The organism is Neobacillus pocheonensis (genome assembly GCF_050477905.1).
Lineage (GTDB): Bacteria > Bacillota > Bacilli > Bacillales > Cytobacillaceae > Neobacillus > Neobacillus pocheonensis_A.
In genome coordinates this window covers 310,158-333,371 of the sequence record NZ_JBCNAD010000008.1, presented here as the reverse complement: position 1 = coordinate 333,371, position 23,214 = coordinate 310,158, and the positions used below count along the sequence as shown (strand labels likewise).

The window sequence follows — 23,214 nt, the reverse complement described above, 5'->3', positions numbered from 1 at the left end:
CCTAACATAAATATTTTCACGTGAACTTCCTCTATTATAATACGAAGTATCTTCGACTTGATTAAGGTACATAAAATATTTTAATATTAAGATTATTAAAATATATTTCAGGGAGAGGTTTAATTGAAAATTCCATACAATGGGAAATCCCCTACGATTCATGATTCCGTATTTGTGGCACCTGGTGCTTATTTAATTGGTGATGTTCAAATTGGGAAAGGTTCAACTGTGTGGTTCAATGCGGTATTAAGGGCTGATGATGGTCCGATCATTGTTGGAGAAAGATGCAGCATCCAGGATAACACCACTATTCATTTGTATGAAGGATTTCCGGTTATCATTGAGGACGATGTAACGGTCGGACATAATGTTATTTTACATGGTTGTAAAATTGGCAGGAATTCCATAGTAGGGATGGGCTCGACGTTACTGGACAATGTCGAAGTTGGCGAGGAATGTATTATTGGTGCCAATACACTTTTGGCAGGAGGAATCAAAATCCCACCCCGCTCCCTTGTGCTCGGTTCACCTGGTAAAGTCGTACGCGAATTAAATGACAAAGACCTGCAAATGCTGAAAATGTCAAGTGAACACTACGTTCAAAAAGGGAAGGAATTTAAAGAAATACTGAAATAATGAAAAAAGAGGTGCGGGTAAGCACCTCTTTTATTGTGTGATGATAATGGGTCCATTTTTTGTCAGAATCAACGTATGTTCAATTTGAGCGACAAAGCTTTTTTCGGTTGCATAGGTCCATTCGTCGTCTTTTTGAAACACTTCTTCTTCATGTGTAGAGATAAATGGTTCAAAGGCGATGACCATACCCTCTTTAAGCAGTTCATCGTCCCATGGTTCATAGTAATTGTAAACATGGTCAGGTGCTTCATGGATCCTGCGACCAATTCCATGACCTGTCAGATTTTTAATCACCGTTAATCCATGTTGACGAGCCGTTTGGTGGACAGCCTTACCTATTCCACTTTTTTTGGCACCAGGACGTGCTTTTTTTAGCCCTGCTTCAAATGCCAATTTCGCCACTTCACAAACTTTCTTCATGGATTCGTTTCCTTCGCCGACTACAAAGGAAATCCCGGTATCAGCAAAATATCCGTTTTTGGATCCTGAAACATCGATATTTACCAAATCGCCTTCCTGGATAACTCGTTTCCCTGGAATACCATGTGCCACCTCATCATTGACACTGATACAAGTATACCCTGGAAAATCGTATTCTCCTTTTGGTGCAGAAATGGCGCCAGCTTTTTCAAACATCTCGCCCGCAAGTTCATCTAATTCCTTCGTCGTGATACCCGGCTTGGTTTTTTGGACCATTTCATCACGAATAGACGCTACAATCTTGCCAATTTCCTTTAAACTGTTAATATCCTCTTCTGTCTTTGCAATCATTTTCTACTACCTACTCTTAAATTTATTTTGAAATCATTTTAATATTTTACCTTTACTGACGCGAAAAATCCATTTATTCCACCTATTGGCCAGCACTTTATCTGTTTTCTCTACGATAATGTTCGATTGATTTAAAGCCCTCACCTAAAAGGGTTTCCATTTCCAGCAAGCGTTTTTCCTGAGTTTCCTTCCTTTTAGCGCTGTAAATATAACGTGCCCAATCTTTTTGGTACCCTGGGGTTAAATCGTTATAGAACTTGGATAAATCCTCTTTATGGCTCTAGTACCGCTTAATGTCTTCCACATTGTCAAGATAGTCGTCGACACATTGACTCGCTTTTGAACTGGCTGCTTTTTTCGCCTTCTTTGGTTCAGATTTTAGCCCAACCACGGTAAAAACATCATTTAGGCTTACTATTCTGGCAAACTTAATATCACTTCCAGATACATAGCCCTCTTCATCAACGCCAAGGCCTGGGAATATACTATCACGCTCTATGTATTCCTTATACTTTGGATTATTCTTTTTCGGATAAGCAAAGAACAAATATCCTTTGTCCTTCAATAGTTTCTTTTCGATTACTAGCTTAATTTGCTCGGAAAATTTCTCTAAGCTAAAAACAAAGAAAAAGCACATATCGTATTGATCTTTTTTAATAGTAGTGTCGAATTCAATCTCATTAAAATCATCCAAGTCGTCTGGGAGTCCGATGATGAGCTTTGCCGGATATTTCCCCAGATTTAATTTATCGACAACCGTTTTTTGTGAATTCATGCGATTACTCCTTCTATCCTCGTATGAGTATAGTATAAAATTAAGAAACCGCCTTCCTCTATATCCGAAGGCGGCTTTTTCTAATTATTCCTCATTGCAGCTGTTTTGGCAGGAATGAAAAAGCTTAGGAATACCGTGACTAAACTTAAACAGAGAGCAAAGAGGAACACGTTTTTCATTCCAATTACAATGCTCGATGCATGGTTAATCAATAACCCCATGATGGTAACCCCGATGGAAGTTCCAATGTTCCGTAGAAACATTTGCAGTGAAGTGGACACCCCTTTGATTTCCGCATCCGCAAATTCCTGAGAGGCAATCGTCCCGACCGCAAATAATAAACCGAATGATAATCCCTGTACAGTTAATATCAGAAATAAACCCATGTAGGAAAGGTCATTTATGAATAGATATAGTGCCAAGCCTGATATGGCCGTAATGAAGCTTCCAATCATAAATAATTTTTTATAGCCAAAGCGAATGATCCACTTTCCAGCCGGCGTGCTTCCAAATGTCCAGCCGAGTGCAATACTCAACAAGATCAGACCGCTTTTATAAATACTCATGTGATTTCCTTCTTGTAAATACAAAGGAATAAAGTTGGATGTCCCAAAAAAGGAAAGGCAATAGACCAGCATGAAAAGGTTGGACATGAGGATTCCCTTGTTTTGAAACAACGAAACTGGGAGAAATGGATGTTTTTCTTTCTTTTCCACTAAAAAGAAAACAATTAATCCGATTATTCCAATGATTACGTACCAAAGGGCATTGCCTACATTTGTCGCTAACAATAACAGTGTGATGGATATCCCAAATAAGAAGAACCCTTTAAAATCAATATGAGTCTTTTTAAATTCTGTTTGCTCCTTATACGGAATCAAACACAGGACGGTTGCAATTCCAATGGGGATATTGATAAAGAAAATCCATCTCCAGGTTAAAGCTTCCACAAAAAATGAGCCTAGGACTGGTCCAACGATTGAGGAGATAGCCCAAATGCTGCTAAAGACTGCCTGGATTCTCCCCCGTGTTTCGATGGTAAACAAATCACCAACGATAATGATGGAAAGCGGAATCATCCCGCCGGCTCCTAACCCTTGGATCCCTCTAAAAATAATCAGCGTCACCATCGAGTTCGCGATGCCGCATAGAATCGAACCGAGGGTAAATAATCCGACAGCGAACATGAGGAGCTTTTTCCGGCCATACATATCGGATAATTTCCCATAAAGTGGAACGGTTACCGTGCTTGCTAACATATACACTACAAAAATCCATGCAAATAGCTCCATTCCGCCGAGCTGCTTCACAATCGTTGGGCTTGCCGTTTGCATGATGTTTGCATCAAGTGCCGAAATGAGGGTTGTAATCACTAATCCCCAAAACACATATTTGTTCTTCTTCATACATCCTCCTGAAAAAACCTGTTGAGTTTCTACCTATTTTTTACAATTACAAATGAACCACTATCATTATAGCAAAATGTGATTCTATTTATCTTATTTTTTTCAAAAAAAAAAGCTGAAATGAATCAGCCTTTTTAGTGAATCAAATACCCGTTCGATGCAATATCCATTGTCAGTTAACCACATTTTAATATTAGAGGTAATTGCGAGATCGGCTTCTTTCGTTGTGGACCACCATTCTGAAGCCTTTGCTAAATCTTTTGAGGTTAAATCAATTTGTGTTTTGTGAATGGTGAAACTCCATACAGTTTTAGGGTCATATGGATCTTGCCTGATTGCTAAATAAGGAACTAGTGCCGTTCCCCACGCGTTCGTATTGGTTTCTGTCCTGCCGCCATTACTGGCAGAATAAACTGCACTGATTAAACGACCGTTAAACTGGGCAACTTGTCCCTCTGTTTCATCAACCGCTTTAGTGGAATTAGCGGTCCAATTGTAGCCACCGTATACTTGATACAAAATGGTATCATCAATGACACCGCGAGTAGTGTAACTCATCGCATACGTTCTTGCTGCTACTGCTTGTGTTTTTAAAGCTTCAATGTTCCATGAAGGATACATTTCAATGGGAACAACGCCTTTTAAATAATCTTCCATGGACACGCTATTAATCGGCCGTACATAACGGTTATTTTCCACAATAAAATCAAAACTTCCCAGATATAATCGATTATTAATTGAAAGCTGAGAATTCTGCAATACAGGCTTTGCTGAAAAAGTACTAGAGGAATTGAGCAAAACGTCATCTTTATATATAGAAAGCTTTTGATTTTCCTGTTTTAATAGATAAGTGGTACCCGATTATAATGTAACATTCTATTGCTCGTGGAAAAATCGCCATTTGGCTTCAACGTGACTTCTGCTTTATTCCCTAAAAAATTCGTCAACTTCACTTTTATGATCGGTTCAGTCTGTGCTGCGAAACCTTTGTTTTGAGGAAGAAAAGGAATAAGAATCAAAATAGCCATGATTATCAGCAGGATTTTTTTCAATCTATTTTTCCCTTCGAAACTATTAATCAATCCAATTGCAAGGATAATCATATAGTAATAGTTCAGAAGTCCTCAATGGAATATCTTTACCAATTAAAATTGACGATCTTTTCAAAACTGAAAGTAACGAATATAGGAATTGCAGCTTAGCACAAAGAGTTTAAATGAGTACTCATGTAAAGAAAGCAAGAGTGGATGATAATGGTTAAATGACTTATGTCGGTCTCGGTTTAAATATTTTCGATTATATTCGTTCAACATGTTATCCAGTTCTTGACTGCAAAGGACCGTTTCTTCGCAGTGAAGCCCCTTTGTCATTCCAATTCTTATCATCTCATCTCTTTTTTTACTAATGGCTTCTTCTAACTGTTCCTGTCTCATAACAAAAATACACCTCAAAAGATATGTAATAATTTCGAATACTGTAAACAATTGACGCAAAATGTATTATATCACTTTCTGTAATACGGTGAACCGTTTCGATAAAACAAGCTAAAAAAAGACGCAATTCCAAAAGATTCGACTTGATAAAACAACAAAATTGCAGTTTCGACAAATTTTCAATATAAAAAATCCCCGTGGTCCATTTAGCCTACGGGGATTTCCTCTTATTCAATTTACAGAAGAATAGCTTAGCTCTTTTTTCAATAATGGCTGCTTAATCGTCGGCAAAGTAATTTCAATCGTGGTTCCTTCATTTATTTCACTGTGGATCAAAAGCTCACCATGATGACTTTCGATGATCCGATAACAAGTCATCAGACCGAGACCCGTTCCCTTTTCTTTCGTTGTATAAAAAGGCTCTCCAAGAGTGGCCATCCTTTCCTTTGGAATCCCAATCCCTTGATCAGCAATGGTTATAGAAATTTTTCCTTCTTCCTTTAGTTTCACATTCACATAAATATTCCCGCCATTCGGCATCGCTTCAATGGCGTTCTTTAAAAGATTTATTAATACTTGTTTTAACTGATTTTCTTCGCAGCTTATCCTCGGGATATCACCCTCATAATCAACGAAGATTTCCACACTATTTAGGATCGATTGCGTACTGATTAATGTAACAACATCTTTAATGAGGACCGTTATATCTTTTTCAATAAAAACAGCAGCGGTAGGTTTTGCCAGAACAAGAAATTCACCAACAATCAAATTAATTCGTTCGAGCTCTGCCAAAACTATATCAAAATACTCTTCTTGTTGTTGATTGGATTTAAACAGCTGAATAAACCCTTTAATCGATGTTAGCGGATTGCGGATTTCATGGGCAATTCCTGCTGCCATTTGCCCCAAAAGCGCTAGTTTCTCAGACTTTTGTAACAACCGCTCTGTTTGCTCTTTTCGGTCTGTAATATCCTGTCCAATCGATAATACTGCTTCTTTACCGCCAAAAACGATGTTCATTGATGAACTTTCAAAAAAGAATGTTGTTCCGTCAAGTCGTCTTGCTTTGTATTGAATCGTATTAACCGGCTGTTTTGCTTTTAAAATTTGTTTATAACGCTCTAATAAACGGTCCTTGTATTCCGGTAAAATAAAATCCATGATGGATTTTCCGATTATTTCATCTTTTTGCTTAGCCCCAACCATGGATAAAGCGGCTTTATTAAGATAAATAAGTTGATGGTCTTTGGTAACATAAACCGGCTCCGGCAAGGAATCAATCAATTGCTTATAACTGTCTTCACTCGTCCGGGCTTTTTTTTCAAAAAAGCGAGCTTTATCATATTGCCAGCCGACTACCCACGCAATCGCGGTAAAAATAACAAAGTCAATCGTAAAAAATGGATGATGATCTGTGAACTTTTGATACAATGAAAAAAGTATCGAAATGAATACTAAAGAAATTTGACCTGCTTTATTCATTATTCTGCCCTCTTATATAGGAAGATTGTCTTATATCCATTTCGGCATAATCCGTTATATTCCTTCAAAATAATCTATTTTTCTTTTAATCATAGCAAAATAATATCTGAAATGGATAAAAAACATCAAAAAGGAAAAATCCACCATCATTTAAATAGTGGATTTTTTTGTATCGATGGCTTTTAAGTACCCGCCGATGACACGCAAATATTCTTCAGGCTCCTCCACATAAGGCATATGAGCACTGTTTTCAAAAACATGGAATTGGCCGTTTGGGGTAAGCATGCTAAAATACTCTGTAGACTCCGGTGTGGCCTCATCAAAACGACCGCACGTAAAAAGGGTCGGACAGGTAATTTCGTTTAATTGGGAAGTGCAATCGAATTCTTTCAGGTTGCCAAGCACAGTGAATTCAGATGGGCCCCACATTATATTATAAACATCTGGATTCCGATACTGTCGTCCTTGTTTTAACCATTCTGGATAGGGGTCCAATCTGTTAACAAAGTTTTTATTAAATTCAAGAGTGGCCTCTTCGTACTCTTTTGAATCGGTCGTTCCCGTTTCTTCACAGAGGAGGATGGTCTCTTGAATCTCTTTTGGCAGCTTTTTAAGATTTCGTCTTTGATCTTGCTCCCATAATGGAGCACTTAAACATGGGCTAGAAAAAATAACACTGGTTACCCCGCTTGGTTTAGTTAAACAATAGGCTGCTGCAAGCGTCGTCCCCCATGAATGACCAAGAATATGTACTTCATCAAGGTTAAGCGCCTCCCTTACTTGGGCTAATTCCTCGACAAATCGATCAAGATGCCATAATGATGGATCAGTTGGCCTATCAGACTTTCCGCACCCTAATTGATCGTAAAGGATAACCGGACGGTCCTCTGCCAAAACTTTTAACCCTTGTAATGAATAACACGAAGAGCCTGGTCCACCGTGTAAAATAATGACAGGAGTGCTAGCAACTTCCTTATTATAGATTTCATACCAAACTCTGCCCCCGGTTACCTCAATAAAACCTTCTTGATGCATGTTATTGCCCCCCTTAATCATTTTGCCATTGCGAATGACGTCCATTTTCCCGAAATACTCGATAGAGTCCCCTAAAATAATTAAGCCATCACCGTCATTGCAGGTTATAATCTTTTTCTGCTCTGTTGCCGAATATACCAAAAGTTCCCCTAGGCGTGCTTGCTGTGATTCCCAATGCGGCATAAACTCAAAATCTACTAAATCTAATGCCGTTAAGTTCTCCAATTGGACATGATTTTCGTCAATGTATTCGGCGATTTTTATCGATTTAGACATGAGAATACTGCCTGCACTTACCCCAATTAACAGAGTTCCTTTTGAAACCATGTCTTGAATCCTTCCTACAAGCTTTCTTTCATGTAACTTTTTTAAAAAATAGAAGGTGTTTCCTCCTGATAAGTAGAGACCATCACAGGTAATGAGTTCTTCAAGCAAAGATTCATCATACTCACCATCAACATCAAAATAGCAAAAATCAGTAACACCTAGAGATCGAAAATATTCCTTGGCAATGTGAAAGTATTTCCGTTCAAAATCTGACTGAGAGGGAATATAGCCAAGCTTATAAGACTCTCCTGAAATCAGCCCTTTGATGCGCTGTTCTAAAATTGGATTATTCTTTTTTGAAAAATCACTTAACAAGACTAATTTTAACAATTCATGTTACTCCATTTCTATCCTTTTTTACTTGATACAGAATAAAACTTACTACTAAGGTAATGAAGGAAAAGAGTAAGGCAATACTGGAAAAAGCAAGCACATAGGCATTATACACAGCGAGTTTGACAATCAACCGGTAGCTATTTAAATGTAGGAAACCTGCTGCCAGATTAAAGAAAACTAAGATAAAGAATATCATCAACAGTCCTTTAGCGGAACCTTGGATATCCGCTTTACTTAAGGCGATATGAGATGAAATACTAATGGCTATGGCTAAAAATATCCAAAAAAGTGGATTAATGAAATTATCTAATGTAAAAAGACTTTTACCAATAGCTAATAATGAACCACCAATTGTTTTTATCACATTGAGGTCCAGTTCTTCAATTGAAACATGCTGATGAAGTTGGTCTTGAAAAGTTTGATAAGATTGGGGGACGCAAAGATACATACCCAAAATTAACGAGCCGATTCCGCTAAAAATAGGACCTAGACCAATAAAGAAATTCCCAACCTGCTGATAGATACTGTTACGGTTATATTGATGCTCTACAAACCCAAGGATTCCATTTGGACTGTTTAACTGTAAAAGTTTGACTCTTGAGACCTTGTGTCCCCATAGGAAACACTGGATTAGATGCCCGATTTCGTGAATAGGCGTACCAATCCAAGCGGTCATAAGCACCCCTCGGGGTCCGAACGCACGAATCAAGAACATATTGGAATACCTTTCAAGTATCCCTAACAGCAAACCAACCGCTATAATCGTACCTAAAAGATAGACCAATTCTATAAAACTAAGCAATAACGTATGTATAAAAGATAATAGGATTTCCATCACGTTTCGTATCCCTTCGCTAGTTCAACTCCTATTCATCCATGTTATACCATTTTCCTTAAAAACATGCACGGTATATTTTTTTAGGCGTCTTTATTGTACATTCAATCGAATTGATGTAATATTCTAATATTATTTAAGATCGTGGGTGAAGATTTGAAACGTATTCATTATGGCTGGATTATCCTTATCATAACTTTTTTCTCCATTATTGTAGCGGGGATCATACGTTCCTCGTCAGGAGTTTTTATTGTTCCGTTTGAAAAAGAATTTGGGTGGGATCGTTCTGTTATTTCCTTAGCCTTTGCTGTAAGTCTTTTTTTATATGGCATTTCTGGTCCTTTTATGGCTGCCTTACTTGAAGTTTTTGGTTTGAAAAAAATGATGGTCGGTGCTATGTTCACATTGATGAGCGGTATTACACTAACCTTTTTCATGCAGCAAGAATGGCAGTTATTGTTAATTTGGGGAATGATTATTGGGATAGGATCAGGATTGTTTTTAACTGTTTTAAGTACATATGTAGCAAATCATTGGTTTGTAAAACGAAGAGGATTGGCAGTCGGAATCTTAACGGCTAGTACAGCTACCGGTCAGCTAATATTACTTCCTATTTTAGCGATTGTGATCAAAAATTATTCCTGGCGCTGGGCGATTGGGTTGATTCTGATTCTATGCATCGTTATGCTCGTAATCATTCTATTATTTATGAAAAATTCACCAAAGGATGCAGGGCTGTTTCCCTATGGTCTTGAAGAAGAACCAGCGGAACCTCCTAGTCTTCAAAAGAAAAATCCGCTTGTCATGGCCTTTCAAGCGTTAGTAGAGTCAGTGAAATACAGGGAATTTTGGCTATTAGCGGGCAGCTTTTTTATCTGTGGTCTTTCGACAAGCGGCTTAATCGGAACTCATTTTATTTCATATTGCATTAGCTACGGGATCCCGGTTGTCACTGCAGCTTCTATGCTCTCTTTTATGGGAATCTTTGATTTAATTGGAACCACGATTTCGGGTTGGTTATCAGATCGCTTTGATAATCGCTGGTTGTTATTTTGGTATTACGGCTTAAGAGGCGCTTCTCTTGTATTACTGCCAGTAGCGTTAAATAAAGGCTCTATCATTCTATTAGTTATTTTTTCTATCTTTTATGGATTAGATTGGATTGCTACTGTTCCGCCTACGATTAGCATTTCAAGGCAAGTGTTTGGAATTGAAAAAAGTGGAATCGTTTATGGATGGATTTTCGCGGCGCATCAGGTAGGTGCAGCTGTTGCCGCATACGGCGGTGGGATGATTTATAAAATTTTTAATTCGTATACGTTGGCTTTCTTTTTAGGAGGGGTCTTTTGTTTGGTGGCCAGTTTATTTGTAGTCGTCATAAAAAAACAAAAATTAAAGGAAGAGCACATGGAAGAAGCAATGTAGATATGATTAACAGATATTATCAATATTAGAAAGGAGAAGGTATCTTGCAAACTGAAACAACAAAAACAATTGGTTTATCAAAGGGCTTGCAACAAGCTGACCAGAAAACGACATTATACCGAATCCTTTTACTGATAAGTATCGTTCACTTATTTAACGATACCATTCAAGCGATAATTCCATCGATTTTGCCGATCTTAAAAAATAAAATGGAATTGTCATACATGCAAGCGGGGGCGATTATTTTTACACTTAATATTACAGCATCAATATTACAGCCGCCGATTGGGCTTTATTCTGACCGGAAGCGGTCACCCTATTTATTGCCGCTTGGAATGGTACTGACGTTTATTGGCGTATTGGTCTTGGCTTTGGCACCCAGCTATTGGATGATCTTGCTTTCAACTATCTTTATCGGAATTGGTTCGGCTGTTTTCCATCCAGAAGCGTCGCGTGTTGCTCATATGGCTGCAGGAAAGAAACGTGGCCTGGCACAATCTATTTTTCAGGTAGGCGGTAATTTTGGTCAGTCTCTAGCTTCGTTAATGACCATTTTGATATTTGTCCCATTTGGCCAGTTTGGAGCCATCTGGTTTACGGTTGTAGCTGGGTCAGCAATTGGAATACAACTCTACATTTCTAGTTGGTATAAAAATAGATTAAAGTTAAATCCTCCTGTTAAAAAGCAAGCCAATACAGGGATGTCAAATTTAAATAGAAAAAGAGTAACGCTAACCTTTGTTCTAATCCTATTTCTTTTGTTTGTTCGCACTTGGTATCATTCAGCCATTTCTGTTTATTATCCGTTTCAGTTAATGGAACGTTTTCATCTCAGCCTCACACAGGCACAAATTTATATTTTCGTATACGGGGTTGCGGTGGCTCTTGGAACATTTTTTGGTGGTCCCTTATCCGATAAACTTGGCCGAAAAAATATTTTATTTTTCTCGATGGTTGGAACCGCTCCATTCGCCTTTTTGCTTCCGCATGCAACACCTTTTTGGGCGTTTGTGATTCTGATTTTTAATGGATTTATTTTAATGTCTGGTTGGTCTGTAACGGTCGTATATGCACAAGAACTGGTGCCCAATATGATTGGCACCGTTTCTGGTCTTACCACGGGATTGTCGTTTGGTCTCGGCGCCCTTGGTGCGGTTGCACTCGGATCGTTAATCGACGCCTATTCCCTTACATCTATTTTGAATCTGGTAAGTTTTTTACCGCTTATTGGATTGTTGGGATATTTTCTACCTAGTGATCAAAGAGTTAAAGAATGGTCTTCGTCTTCATCATCATAAAGTGGGAAATGGTAGCTTTTTTACGATTCGCCGATAAAAAGGAAGAATTCGCCGATAAACTTTAAAATTCGCCGATAAAGTACTTGAATTCGCCGATAAACTTAGAAAATTCGCCGATAAAAAAATAAACAACTTAAAATAGCATATATTTCACCTAAAAGAAGGTATAATTTTGCCTTCATAAAACAACCTCGCCGATTTGACGAGGTTGTTTGCATATTTGTTTATTTCGTATCCCCTAATTCATCTGTTTCTTCCATTTCCGAATCGGCTTCTGGCAATAACAGTACAGGAGCATCTATATAGTCAACAGAAGTTACTACCTTAGGAGGCTCTGGTCTTGTTTGACCATATAGCCCTACGTAAATTTCTTCAATCTCCTCCCCTGTCAAATCGCCACGTTTGAGCAGCTCTTCTGCAATCGAATGAACAAAGTCAGCGTGTTCATTGACAAGCTTCTTAACCTGGAGCATTTGATCTTTTAACAGCAAATTGATTTTGGGACGGAGTGCTCTTAAGCCATCAAGTCTGGAACCTACTGCAAGCCAGCTGAACAATTCATCACCCATTCCGACCATGCCAAGGTAGGCACCGGCTAGTAGCGTTGCCTGCTGGAGATCAGAGGTTACTCCGTTTAATTTTTTGTGCAGGAACTCTTCTTCCACTGCACGTGCTGCTAGGCAAACTTGGATTTCTGCTAAAATTTCACTGTCACTTCGGTTATACCGCTCCTCCGTTGGCTTTGTCGCAGCTAGACCAAGCGCACCGCCACGGCGGATAATCGTCACCTTCCAGACTCTTTCATGTGGCTTCAATAAAAATTGCGCCACCGCATGACCAGCCTCATGGTAGGCGACATTTCGTTTCTCATCTTCCATCATGGAACTAAGCGGCTGTTTAAGTCCCCACTCATAGGTTTCCATTGCTGCTCGGAAGTCCTCATAACTGGCAACCTGCGCACCGCGCTGATGAGCAATAACGACGGACTCGTTGACGATATGTTTGATTTGCGCAGGACTATAGCCGATTGTGTCGAGGGCTGCCTTTTCAGAAGTGAGGGATGCATCAATTTTTACTTTTTTAAGATAGTATTGGAAAACATCTACCCGACCATCATAATCAGGGGAATCCACCCAGAGCTTACGGTCAAAGCGGCCAGGACGGAGTAAGGCTTGGTCGAGCACATCAGGAAGGTTCGTAGCGCCAATGGTCAATACTGCCGGCCGCTCTGCCACTTTTTTCCGAAGGCCAAGCGAACGAAGCAGTTTGGCAATCTTGGAGTTGTCGATATTTGGAGGATCCATTTGCAATAAAAGCTCATTAAGCAGTCCAGCGCCACCCATACCGGCCATTCCCATCAGCCCGCCACCTGCTCCTCCTCCACCTTGCCTGCTCATTCCAATCGCGTCGATTTCATCGATGAATATGATACAAGCACCATACATATCAGCGAGCTTCCGGGCTTTCTTATAAAGACCCATAACTTTTAAGTTTCCTACACCAAAAAACATATTTTGAAAACTTGGAGCAGATGCGTAAGCAAAGGGTACCTGTGCTTCATTGGCGATGACCTGAGCTAAATAAGACTTCCCAGTGCCAGGTGGACCACATAGAAGCAAACCCCTAATCGCCTCGCCCCCCATCTCTTTAAACTCTTTTACACCCCTAAGCAGGGTGACAATCCGCCTAGCATTTTCTACAATCTCAGGATTACCGCGATAATCTTCCCAGGTTGTTCCTGTCTCACCAGGAAGGATCCAGTACGTTCGGCCTCGGGCCAGAAACCAAAAGAGTGCTACAAACTGAATAATCATAAATAACATGGCAAAGATTAGCTGAAATAAATAGCTAATTATCGTCAAAGCGACCGACCAATAGGCAGGTCCTCCTCTCACCAACAGCACGCCGATAAACACGATTAAGGCGAGCCAGAGTAGGAATTTACGCCACTTTATCCAACGATGACTCTTCATGGTCCCACATCCATTTCAGAAAATTTGGAATATTATATGAAGAATTAGCCTAAAGGTGTAAGTTGCAAAATTTTTTTCCAACTAAAAAGCCCTCCAATAAAGGAGAGCCTCAAAAATTAATTTGTAAGTTTGTTTTTGATGTCCATCACGTACTTGATCACGACAGCAATTCCGCCAATGAAGTAGAAGGTTACCAGTATCCATCCAGTCGGGTCAATGGATAGCATAGATAAAATAATGTTCAATGGAAGAACGAAGTAGACGACATCCTTTAAATAGTCTAGAACAAAACTTGTATCAAAGGAGCCTTTCCAGAACATTTGGATAAATTGAATAAGGAAATTAAGAATCATTAGTCCATAAACACCCCATAATGTATAGAGCATCCAGTCTGATAGTGCAAAGCCCATTTATCATCACCACCTTTGTATATAATATGCTTGTAATAAAAACCGGTGATGGTAATGGATAGATTTTGTTCACAAAATATTCATAATTTTCTGTTATAAAATTTTGCAACCTATTCTATTAAAAGATAGACCTCTTCCCCTTCTATAATGGTTTGATAGTTTTTTACACAGCCGTAATCCGGCTCCTGAACTTTTCCGTCCTCAAGACAAATCTTCCAATCATGCATCGGACAAAAAACGAATTCGCCGCTAACAATTCCTTCACTCAACACCCCGCCTTTATGCGGACAACGATTTTCTATCGCCCTAACTTTTCCGTTTGACAACTTGAACACGGCCAATTCTTTATCGCCTATAACAACCGTTTTTCCTAAACGATCAGGCAAATCTCTCACAAAACAAATGGGAAATTTCTTGACGCTTTGGTTTATCATCCGCTAACACTCCCCCTTTTCATTTAGCGCCATTATGCCATGACCACATTCGAAAACAATTCTTTTTTCATTTTTTCATCCTCTAAAATGGCCTTCCATGGGTCTCTAATGACAGATAAAGCCTCCTCCATTCGACTAGTTAATTCCTTCCTTTTTTGCATATCATCCAGTACAGATTGGATATTCGCTAATCCTACCCGCTCGATCCAAGCCGAAGTCCGTTCTAAATAGTTGGCCGTTTCCCGATAGTATTGAAGGTAAGCACCTGTAATATCGATCACTTCTTCTGAAGTCTTCACTTTTGATAGAAGGTCTCCTCCTCTGACGTGAGTTCCTCCGTTTCCGCCAACATAGATTTCCCAACCGCCGTCAATACCGATCAAACCAATATCCTTAAACCCGGACTCCGCACAGCTTCGTGGACAGGCAGATACAGCCATTTTTACTTTATGAGGAGTTTGCAGCCCTTCAAATTTCTTTTCCAGTTCCATTCCAAGTCCCATGGAATCCTGTGTCCCAAAGCGGCAGAACTGCTCACCAACACAAGTTTTAACCGTTCGAAGTGATTTTCCGTATGCAAACCCAGACGGCATGTCCAGCTCCTCCCACACTTTCGGCAAATCTTCTTTTTTAATGCCTAGTAAGTCAATTCGTTGTCCTCCTGTCAGTTTGACTAACGGAATATCATATTTATCAACGACATCTGCAATTCGGCGTAAATCCTGGGAATTGGTCACGCCGCCATACATCCTTGGGACAACGGAATAGGTTCCGTCCTTTTGAATATTGGCATGCATCCGTTCATTGACAAAACGCGATTCTCTTTCATCCTCGTATTCAATTGGATTCACCATTCCTAAATAGTAGTTCAAAGCGGGTCGGCATTTTGAACAGCCCTCATCTGTCGTCCATCCGAGAACAGACATCACTTCTTTTATATGGGTTAATCGTTTCACTTTGATTTCATCGACTACTTCATCCCTTGATAAAGTGGTACAGCCGCAAATAGCCTCTTTTTGGGCGCTCACCGCGAACTCTGCCCCCAATGTCATTTGTAACAAGTCAGCAACTAGCGGCTTACATCCACCGCATGATCGGGAAGCGCTTGTACAAGCCTTAATATCATTGACCGAACTACAGCTCTTTTGCTGGATGGCTTGGATAATATCCCCTTTGGATACACCGTTACATCCGCAAATAATTTCTTCATCGGACAAAACGGACACGATACTGCCGCTCACCTCTTGGTCAAGAGGCTGCAATAGGGAAACCTTCATGGTATCGGAGATATCGGTCTGCTTTTGAATCATGGAAACTAACCGATTTCCGTCGCTGCTATCCCCAAACAGGACAGCTCCAACAATTTTATCATCACGCAGGACGATTTTTTTATAAAAATTGTCATGTTCATCAAAAACCTTTATCGCTTTTTTATCTTTCCCTTCCGTAAAGTCGCCGGCTGAAAATACCTCTACACCCGAAACTTTCAACTGAGTATAAATAACAGAACCTTTATAAGGAGCGGTCGTCACTCCGCAAAGATGTTTAGCTAATACTTTTCCTTGCTCATATAACGGAGCCACTAATCCGTATGGAATTCCATTATGTTCAGCACATTCCCCAACTGAATAAATATTTGCAACGTTCGTTTCCAAATAATCATTGACGATAATTCCGCGATTAACGGAAAGGCCGTTTTCTTTGGCTAATTGGATGTTGGGCTTAATCCCGACTGCCATTACCACCAGGTCGGCTTCGATCTCCGTTCCGTCGCTAAACCTTAATCCCCTTACGCGATCATCACCAAGTATTTCTTGCGTTTGTTTTTCTAATAAAAAAGTCATCCCTTGTTTTTCTAATTCTGTTTGTAATAACTTGCCTGCCGTTGCATCTAATTGTCTTTCCATCAAAAAGGGAGCCAGATGAATAACGGAAACATCCATCCCTAAGTTTAATAGACCCCTTGCTGCTTCGAGTCCGAGTAATCCGCCACCAATGACGGCTGCTTTTTTATAAGACATGGATGCTTTTAGCATCACTTCTGTGTCCTTTATATCCCTAAAAGCGGTTACCCCTTCTTTATCGGCTCCTGGAATGGGAAGGATAAAGGGTACGGACCCCGTTGCGAGAATTAACTCATCATATGGCTGGATCCTCCCTCGGTCTGTCACCACCGTTTTCCGCTGTGTATCTATTTTCATGACGGTTTCACCTGTATATAAATGAATGTTGTTTTCTTGATACCAATCCCAGTCGTTTAAGGTGATATCTTTTACCTCTGTATCGCCTTGTAATACCTTTGATAAGAGGATTCTATTATAATTAGGGTGCGGTTCGCTCCCAAAAATAGTAATCTCATATAAATCTTTAGATTGTTTTAATATCTCTTCGATCGTTCTTACCCCTGCCATACCGTTGCCAACAAGAACCAATTTTTTCATCTCCAAGTGGCGTTCCTCCCCTAGAAAGTTTCCTAAATGATACCATGGGCCTCGAATCATGTGACTTATCATGTTATGTTTTCTAACATGTTTTTTCTAAAAAACTGAATCTATCAACGGACTCACTCTCACGGCACTTACCTTAAAGCCTGGCATTCTGCAGTCTGGGTCTAGGTCTCTCGCGATCAGTAGATTTACATTTTGTGAATCTACCCAATGAAACGGCACGAAAACAGTATCTTTTCGAATGGTTTCTGATAGTTTACTTCTAACAACTATGCTCCCTCGTTTCGATTCAATTTTTACCAAAGTATGATCTTCAATCCGGTAAATACTTGCCGTTGATGGGTGGATTTGCATAAAGGCTTCCACATTTCTGGCCGCCAAGGCCGCGCTTTTTCTCGTTTGCACGCCCGTTAAATAATGCGACATGACTCTTCCGGTGGTTAAAATTAATGGAAACGCATCGCTCACTTCGTCTTTCGTTACAGCTGGTTTATTGGGAACAGCCACCATAACCGCTTTGCCATCAGCGTGAGCAAATGAAGTTTCAAACAGTCTTTTCGTCCCTTTATGTTTCAGATCCGGGCACGGCCATAATATGCCGCCTTCCTTTCTTAAGCGGTCATAGGTGATTCCAAAATAATCCGCTTTCCCCCCACGGCTTGCCAATCTCAACTCATGAAAAATTTCTTCCACCGAAGAATAAGAAAAGTATTCTTCTTTACCAAGCACGCGAGCAATTTCACAGATAATTTGCCAATCATGCTTGACCTCTCCTGGACATGGGTAACTCGCTTCTCTAAATGTCACTCGACCTTCAACATTCGTCATGGTCCCTTCATCTTCTAAATAAGAAGAAGCGGGTAAAATTAAATCTGCTAATTGCGCTGTTTCAGAGACAAATAAATCGACTGCTACAAAAAATTTTAATTTTTGCAGTGCTTCTTTCACCAAATGAGCATTGGGGCTGGAGATGATAGGGTTGGAGCACATTAGCAGCATGCCTGTAATATCACCATCATGGATTTTTTCCATCATTTCATAAGCAGAAACGCCCTTTCCAGGCAGCTCTGTCGGGTCCAACCCCCAGACTTTGGCGATATATGTACGATCCTCGACATTTTCGATGGATCGATAACCCGGCAGCTGGTCAGCTTTTTGTCCATGTTCTCTGGCGCCCTGTCCATTCCCTTGTCCCGTAATGGCACCATAGCCGCAGTTCGGCCTCCCGATTTTTCCTGTTGAAAGCAGAATATTCAGGAAATTACGTACAGCAATCGATCCATCGGTTTGCTGTTCCACCCCCCTCGCTGTATACAACATTCCTGTTTCTTCTTTGCCAAACTTCCTCGCCGCTTTGCGAATTTCTTCCATTGGAACTCCGGTTATTTCTTCTATTTCTTGTAGTTCTAATGACGTAACAAACTCTTTAACGCCTTCAAACCCATTTACTCGCTCACGAATGAACTCTCTATCGATATAGTTTTCTTCGATGATGACTTTCAATAATCCGTTTGCTAGTGCCGCATCTGTTCCTGGTTTTAGCTTTAAATGTAAGTCAGCGATTTTAGTAGTAGCCGTTTCCCGCGGATCAATCGCAATCAAATATGCCCCATTTTCTCTGGCTTTTTCAAAAAATGGCATGATCGTGGGTTGACACTCGGCAATATTCGTCCCCGCTAAAATAATACAGCGTGTATTCGGAATTTCTGAAAGACTATTTGTAAAGCCCCGATCCATTCCAAAGGTTTGGTTGGCAGCTGATGCGGCTGCAGACATACAGAATCTGCCATTATAATCAATGTATTTGGTTTTTAAGGCAACACGGGCAAACTTACCCAATAAATAGGCTTCTTCATTGGTAATGGACGCACTCCCATAGACCGCTAAGGCATTTTGACCGTCCTCTGCTTGGATTGTAGTAAAGTTTTCTTTAATTTTGTTTAATGCTTCTTCCCAAGAAATCCGGACAAATTGACCATTTTCTTTTAATAAAGGATATTTCAAGCGCTCACGGTGAAAAGCATGCTGATGGGCATTCAGCCCTTTCACACATAATCGCCCCTCCGAAGTGGGATTATCTTTTCCAATAGTCTTATAGGTTTTTCTAGAAACAATCGATTGCTCAATCAATTGCATTTTGCACTGCATACTACAAAAGGGGCATTGAGTCTCAAATGTTTTTTCCGACTCCACTTTTTGCTGCTTGGTGCGGAAATAGTTTAAAAGCATCTCAGTCAAGAAATCTCACCTCTGATTCACATACTTATTTTTTCCTTCTGAAGCAATCGATCCTTTTCTAAACTCTCGATCAATGGCTGGAGAAGATCGAAGTCAAACAATACTTCTCTTATGTGAATTAAGCCAACTCGGTCAAACCATTCCCAAGTTTGTTCCAGGTAACAGGCTGTTTTTCGGTAAAGTTGAAGCAACCCTCCGATAAGTTCGATGGCTTCGTCATCTGATTCGGCAATGCATAATAACTCACCAGCACGTATCTTTCCTCCACCTCTGCCCCCCATATAAATCTCCCAGCCTCTTTCCATACCAATCACAACGATATCCTTTAACATTCTATCTGCACCATTATGTAAACAAGGAGAGATAGCCATTTTTACTCGATTTGGCATGGTTAAGTATTCGAATCTTTTTTCGAGACTTGCAGCAAGATTTAGAGCCGAATTTTTGTTACATCGACAAAATGCTTCCCCATGACAGACCTCGATATTTTGCAGTTTATTCCTAAAGGGGGAGCTTAAATGCATGTTCAGTTCACCACAAACGCCAGCGAGGTCCGCCTCTTTCACTCCCATCAAGCGAACCCTTTGTTCGCTGGTTATGGCCATTTCCGTTATCCCATATTTGTCGGCAACATCAGCAATTTTTCGTAATTCTTCCGAGTTCGTCATTCCGCCGTACATTTGCGGTACCACTGAAAATGTGCCATTCATTTCGACAGTTGCTTTCCAATGATCGTTTCCCAATGCAGCATCATGGTTATTTTCATATTCCGGATGAATCATTCCTATATAATAGGACAGAGCAGGACGACAGGTGAGACAACCTTGTTTATTTTTCCAATTAAGCATTTCTAAAACTTCCTTAACAGTGGTCGATCCCAAAAGCTGAATTTGCTGAACTACTTCTTCTTCGGTTAATGATGTACAGGCACACATCGTTGGCTGCTCTATTTCCCTGGTGAATTCGTCACTATTCATATAGGATAATATTTCTGCCACCGCAGGCTTACAGCCACCGCATGAACTTGAAGCCTTTGTGCACTTTTTAACTTGTTCAACCGTCGATAGTCCTTCTTTCTGAACAGCCTCGATAATGGCGCCCTTCGTGACGCCATTACAGTTGCAAATGAGCTCATTAGCCGCCATCGCTGCAACCGTATTGCCCTCGTTCGTTAACGATGGAAAAAGCTTTACTTTTTCTACATCCAAAACATCTTGTTTCTTTTGAATCATTTCTAGCAACTTAGAACTCTCTTTTTTGTCACCAAATAACACAGCCCCAATGATTTGATCACCTTTCAAAACAATTTTTTTATAAATCCCGGCTACCTCATCTTCGACTTTAATCGACTTTGACGATGCATCTTCCGAAAACTGGCCAGCGGAAAACACCTCAACACCCGATACTTTTAATTGTGTTGAAAGAACGGAACCTTTATAACGATTACCTTCGATTCCGCAAATTCGTTTTGCTAACACCGTTCCTTGCTCGAACAAAGGCTTTACCAAACCATAAACGATTCCAAGATGCTCCACACATTCTCCAACTGCGTAAATATTCGGCAGGTTGGTTTCCATATAGTCGTTGACGATAATTCCGCGTTTAATTTCGACTCCGCTTTCCCTTGCTAACTGGACATTGGGCCTAACTCCAACGGCCATCACCACCAAATCCGCCTCAACTTCAGTTCCGTCCTTAAACCGCATGCCTTTGACCCTGTTACCTCCGAGAATCTCTTCCGTCTCTCTTTTTAAAAGAAAATGGATCCCTTGTTTTTCTAATTCTCGTTGAAGCATTTTTGATGCTTTTTTATCTAATTGCCTTTCCATTAAGTAATGAGTGTTATGAACTACCCTCACTTCCATTCCAAGGTTTTGCAGGCCGCTTGCTGCTTCTAACCCTAGTACCCCACCGCCAATGACCACTGCCTTCCTGTATTTTTGCGCAGCCTCGATCATCTTTTGACAATCCTCAATCGTCCGAAAGGCAACCACTCCTTCTTTATCGGCACCTGGTATCGGCAGGAAGAACGGAATCGAACCCGCCGCTATGATGAGGTGATCATAGGAGAGTTCGCGCTGTTTATCTGTTTTTAGCATCTGTTTTTCATGGTCAATTTTTATAACCGTTTCACCTGTGTGCAGGTGGATATGGTGTTTTTTGTACCATTCACGATCATTTAAGGTAAGTTCAGCGAATGTAGCCCTCCGCTGCAAAACAGTCGGCAATAAAATCCGATTATAGTTCAGGTGAGGTTCACTACCGAATACCGATATGTCAAAGCGGTCAGGATTTATCTTTAAGATTTCCTCAAGGCAGCGAATACCTGACATCCCGTTCCCAACCAAGATTAATTTTTGCTTTACCATTTGAGCTCCTCCATCTTGCGAAAATGTGTGCATTCACATGAACTTTCTCCATTATTCCATAAACCGATGGGATAAAAATTAATTGTGTTACATTTTCTGACATACAATTTTTGCTGGGAAAATCCATGTTAGGATACCTTACATATTTTCGGACAAAATGGATCGATACCCTCTATTCTAAAAAATGTAAAATATTTTACTTAGAGAGGTGTACAGCATAATGAAATTAGTGGATTTAAGAAAGAGCGGTCATGCACCATCATTGTTGGCATCATTTTTATACTTTGATGTAAGTTTTATGATTTGGGTGATGTTGGGGGCACTCGGGGTTTATATAACAAAAGATTTCGGTCTTTCGCCCTCTCAAAAAGGGTTCATTGTTGCTGTTCCAATTCTGAGTGGTTCTTTTTTTCGGCTGATTCTTGGCGTATTAACCGACCGGATTGGACCACGGAAAACAGCAATTAGCGGGATGATGGTTACGACGGTTCCACTAGTATGGGGCTGGTTATTTGGACAAACTTTAACGGAGCTATATATGATCGGAATCCTTCTTGGTGTTGCGGGTGCGAGCTTTGCTGCGGCGATACCCATGGCAAGCCGTTGGTATCCGCCGCATTTACAGGGATTGGCGATGGGGATTGCTGGCGCTGGGAATAGTGGAACTCTTTTTGCTACCCTTCTCGGTCCGCGTCTTGCCGAAAATATCGGCTGGCATAATGTAATGGGTCTTGCCCTTATTCCTCTTCTAATAGTTTTTATTCTATATGTCGTTTTAGCCAAGGATGCACCTTCCCAGCCACCGGCTAAGCCAATTGTAGATTATTTCAAGGTATTTAAACAAAAAGATGCATGGTATTTTTGTTTGCTTTATAGTGTTACTTTTGGTGGATTTGTTGGCTTATCTAGTTTTTTAAGTATCTTTTTTGTAGATCAATATAACCTATCAAAGGTAACGGCAGGAGATTTTGTTACGCTGTGTGTGGCTGCTGGAAGCTTTTTTCGGCCAGTTGGCGGATACATAGCTGATAGAATCGGCGGCAGCCGTTTGCTTACTTTTCTACTTATCGGGGTAGCTCTCACGATGTTCGGCGTAAGCCAGCTTCCGTCTATTTACTTGGTGACAAGTTTTCTGTTTATCGGGATGCTTTGCCTGGGAATGGGGAACGGTGCAGTTTTTCAACTTGTTCCACAGCGATTCCAGGAGGAGATTGGAATGATTACTGGGATCGTCGGAGCCGCTGGCGGGGTTGGCGGATTCTTTGTACCTAATATTTTGGGAACACTAAAACAAGTTTCCGGAACATATGCAACCGGCTTTATTGTGATTGGCGTAATTGGCATCGCCGCTCTTTTCATTTTGGCGTTAGTCCATCTATCTTGGAGTAAAGGCTGGTCATCGGAGGAAGAAGTCTCCGTTAAAATGCAATAAAACTGAAGTCGTAGTGCCTATTGGACAATACTCATGTTGATATTTGGAAAAATGTCCGATAGAAGCGGTCTATGGGACAAAACTCAATTTGGTATCTGGAAAAATGTCCAATAGAGGCCGTCTATGGGACAAAACTCACTTAGAATTCTAGA

The 23,214-nt window shown here is 40.4% G+C and carries 18 protein-coding genes and 2 pseudogenes; 4 read left to right on the top strand and 16 right to left on the bottom strand.

Annotation, left to right across the window (positions count from 1 at the left end):
• Nucleotides 1–123: 123 nt before the first annotated feature.
• Nucleotides 124–636: a gamma carbonic anhydrase family protein gene (locus ABES02_RS06185; protein WP_430132206.1), complete on the top strand. Its 513-nt coding sequence runs from the start codon at nt 124–126 to the stop codon at nt 634–636.
• Nucleotides 637–666: 30 nt separating this feature from the next.
• Here ABES02_RS06185 and map read toward each other — a convergent pair whose 3' ends face one another.
• The 10 genes and pseudogenes from map to ABES02_RS06135 form a co-directional block, all read right to left on the bottom strand.
• Nucleotides 667–1,407 carry a type I methionyl aminopeptidase gene (gene map / locus ABES02_RS06180; protein ID WP_430132203.1) on the bottom strand — a complete coding sequence of 247 codons (741 nt, stop codon included), beginning with the start codon at nt 1,405–1,407 and terminating at the stop codon, nt 667–669.
• Nucleotides 1,408–1,504: 97 nt separating this feature from the next.
• A pseudogene (locus ABES02_RS06175) lies at nt 1,505–1,666 on the bottom strand (YdeI/OmpD-associated family protein); the annotation flags it as partial.
• 21 nt (nt 1,667–1,687) lie between these two features.
• A complete protein-coding gene (locus ABES02_RS06170) occupies nt 1,688–2,182 on the bottom strand; it encodes a YdeI/OmpD-associated family protein (protein WP_430132200.1) in 495 nt (164 codons plus the stop codon).
• A gap of 80 nt (nt 2,183–2,262) precedes the next feature.
• A complete protein-coding gene (locus ABES02_RS06165; protein WP_430132197.1) occupies nt 2,263–3,588 on the bottom strand; it encodes an MDR family MFS transporter in 1,326 nt (441 codons plus the stop codon).
• A 102-nt stretch (nt 3,589–3,690) separates the two neighbouring features.
• A complete protein-coding gene (locus ABES02_RS06160) occupies nt 3,691–4,287 on the bottom strand; it encodes a SpoIID/LytB domain-containing protein (protein WP_430132194.1) in 597 nt (198 codons plus the stop codon).
• A gap of 464 nt (nt 4,288–4,751) precedes the next feature.
• On the bottom strand, nt 4,752–5,021 hold the full coding sequence (locus ABES02_RS06155) for a Spo0E family sporulation regulatory protein-aspartic acid phosphatase (RefSeq protein ID WP_430132190.1): 270 nt from the start codon (nt 5,019–5,021) through the stop codon (nt 4,752–4,754).
• 231 nt (nt 5,022–5,252) lie between these two features.
• The gene (locus tag ABES02_RS06150) at nt 5,253–6,503 is read right to left on the bottom strand and encodes an ATP-binding protein (protein WP_430132187.1); all 1,251 of its coding nucleotides are present in this window, start codon (nt 6,501–6,503) and stop codon (nt 5,253–5,255) included.
• A 150-nt stretch (nt 6,504–6,653) separates the two neighbouring features.
• Complete coding sequence (locus tag ABES02_RS06145) at nt 6,654–7,538, bottom strand: proline iminopeptidase-family hydrolase (protein ID WP_430132380.1); 885 nt, start codon at nt 7,536–7,538, stop codon at nt 6,654–6,656.
• 69 nt (nt 7,539–7,607) lie between these two features.
• Nucleotides 7,608–8,180: pseudogene (locus tag ABES02_RS06140) on the bottom strand (Type 1 glutamine amidotransferase-like domain-containing protein); the annotation flags it as partial.
• Nucleotides 8,181–8,196: 16 nt separating this feature from the next.
• The gene (locus ABES02_RS06135) at nt 8,197–9,036 is read right to left on the bottom strand and encodes a hypothetical protein (protein ID WP_430132379.1); all 840 of its coding nucleotides are present in this window, start codon (nt 9,034–9,036) and stop codon (nt 8,197–8,199) included.
• Between the two features lie 156 nt (nt 9,037–9,192).
• Between ABES02_RS06135 and ABES02_RS06130 the strand changes: the two genes are divergently transcribed.
• Together ABES02_RS06130 and ABES02_RS06125 are read left to right on the top strand one after the other, a co-directional pair.
• Nucleotides 9,193–10,461, top strand: a complete 1,269-nt coding sequence (locus ABES02_RS06130) for an MFS transporter (RefSeq protein WP_430132184.1) — start codon at nt 9,193–9,195, stop codon at nt 10,459–10,461.
• Nucleotides 10,462–10,505: 44 nt separating this feature from the next.
• Nucleotides 10,506–11,759, top strand: a complete 1,254-nt coding sequence (locus ABES02_RS06125; RefSeq protein ID WP_430132182.1) for an MFS transporter — start codon at nt 10,506–10,508, stop codon at nt 11,757–11,759.
• A 224-nt stretch (nt 11,760–11,983) separates the two neighbouring features.
• On the opposite strand, the gene ABES02_RS06120 is transcribed toward ABES02_RS06125, so the two are convergent.
• The 6 genes from ABES02_RS06120 to nirB (ABES02_RS06095) all read right to left on the bottom strand — a co-directional run bounded on the left by ABES02_RS06120 (nt 11,984) and on the right by nirB (ABES02_RS06095) (nt 21,630).
• The gene (locus ABES02_RS06120; RefSeq protein WP_430132179.1) at nt 11,984–13,732 is read right to left on the bottom strand and encodes an AAA family ATPase; all 1,749 of its coding nucleotides are present in this window, start codon (nt 13,730–13,732) and stop codon (nt 11,984–11,986) included.
• Between the two features lie 116 nt (nt 13,733–13,848).
• On the bottom strand, nt 13,849–14,142 hold the full coding sequence (locus ABES02_RS06115; protein ID WP_430132176.1) for a hypothetical protein: 294 nt from the start codon (nt 14,140–14,142) through the stop codon (nt 13,849–13,851).
• Between the two features lie 110 nt (nt 14,143–14,252).
• Nucleotides 14,253–14,576 carry a nitrite reductase small subunit NirD gene (gene nirD / locus ABES02_RS06110; RefSeq protein WP_430132174.1) on the bottom strand — a complete coding sequence of 108 codons (324 nt, stop codon included), beginning with the start codon at nt 14,574–14,576 and terminating at the stop codon, nt 14,253–14,255.
• Nucleotides 14,577–14,608: 32 nt separating this feature from the next.
• Nucleotides 14,609–17,023 (bottom strand): nitrite reductase large subunit NirB, encoded by a 2,415-nt coding sequence (gene nirB, locus ABES02_RS06105; RefSeq protein WP_430132172.1) that lies wholly within the window; start codon nt 17,021–17,023, stop codon nt 14,609–14,611.
• Between the two features lie 90 nt (nt 17,024–17,113).
• Entirely contained in the window at nt 17,114–19,261 is a 2,148-nt protein-coding gene (nasC, locus tag ABES02_RS06100) for an assimilatory nitrate reductase catalytic subunit NasC (protein ID WP_430132169.1), read from the bottom strand.
• Nucleotides 19,262–19,278: 17 nt separating this feature from the next.
• Nucleotides 19,279–21,630, bottom strand: a complete 2,352-nt coding sequence (gene nirB / locus ABES02_RS06095) for a nitrite reductase large subunit NirB (protein WP_430132166.1) — start codon at nt 21,628–21,630, stop codon at nt 19,279–19,281.
• A gap of 220 nt (nt 21,631–21,850) precedes the next feature.
• On the opposite strand from nirB (ABES02_RS06095), the gene ABES02_RS06090 reads away from it, so the two are divergent.
• Complete coding sequence (locus ABES02_RS06090) at nt 21,851–23,062, top strand: MFS transporter (RefSeq protein ID WP_430132163.1); 1,212 nt, start codon at nt 21,851–21,853, stop codon at nt 23,060–23,062.
• Nucleotides 23,063–23,214 lie beyond the last annotated feature (152 nt).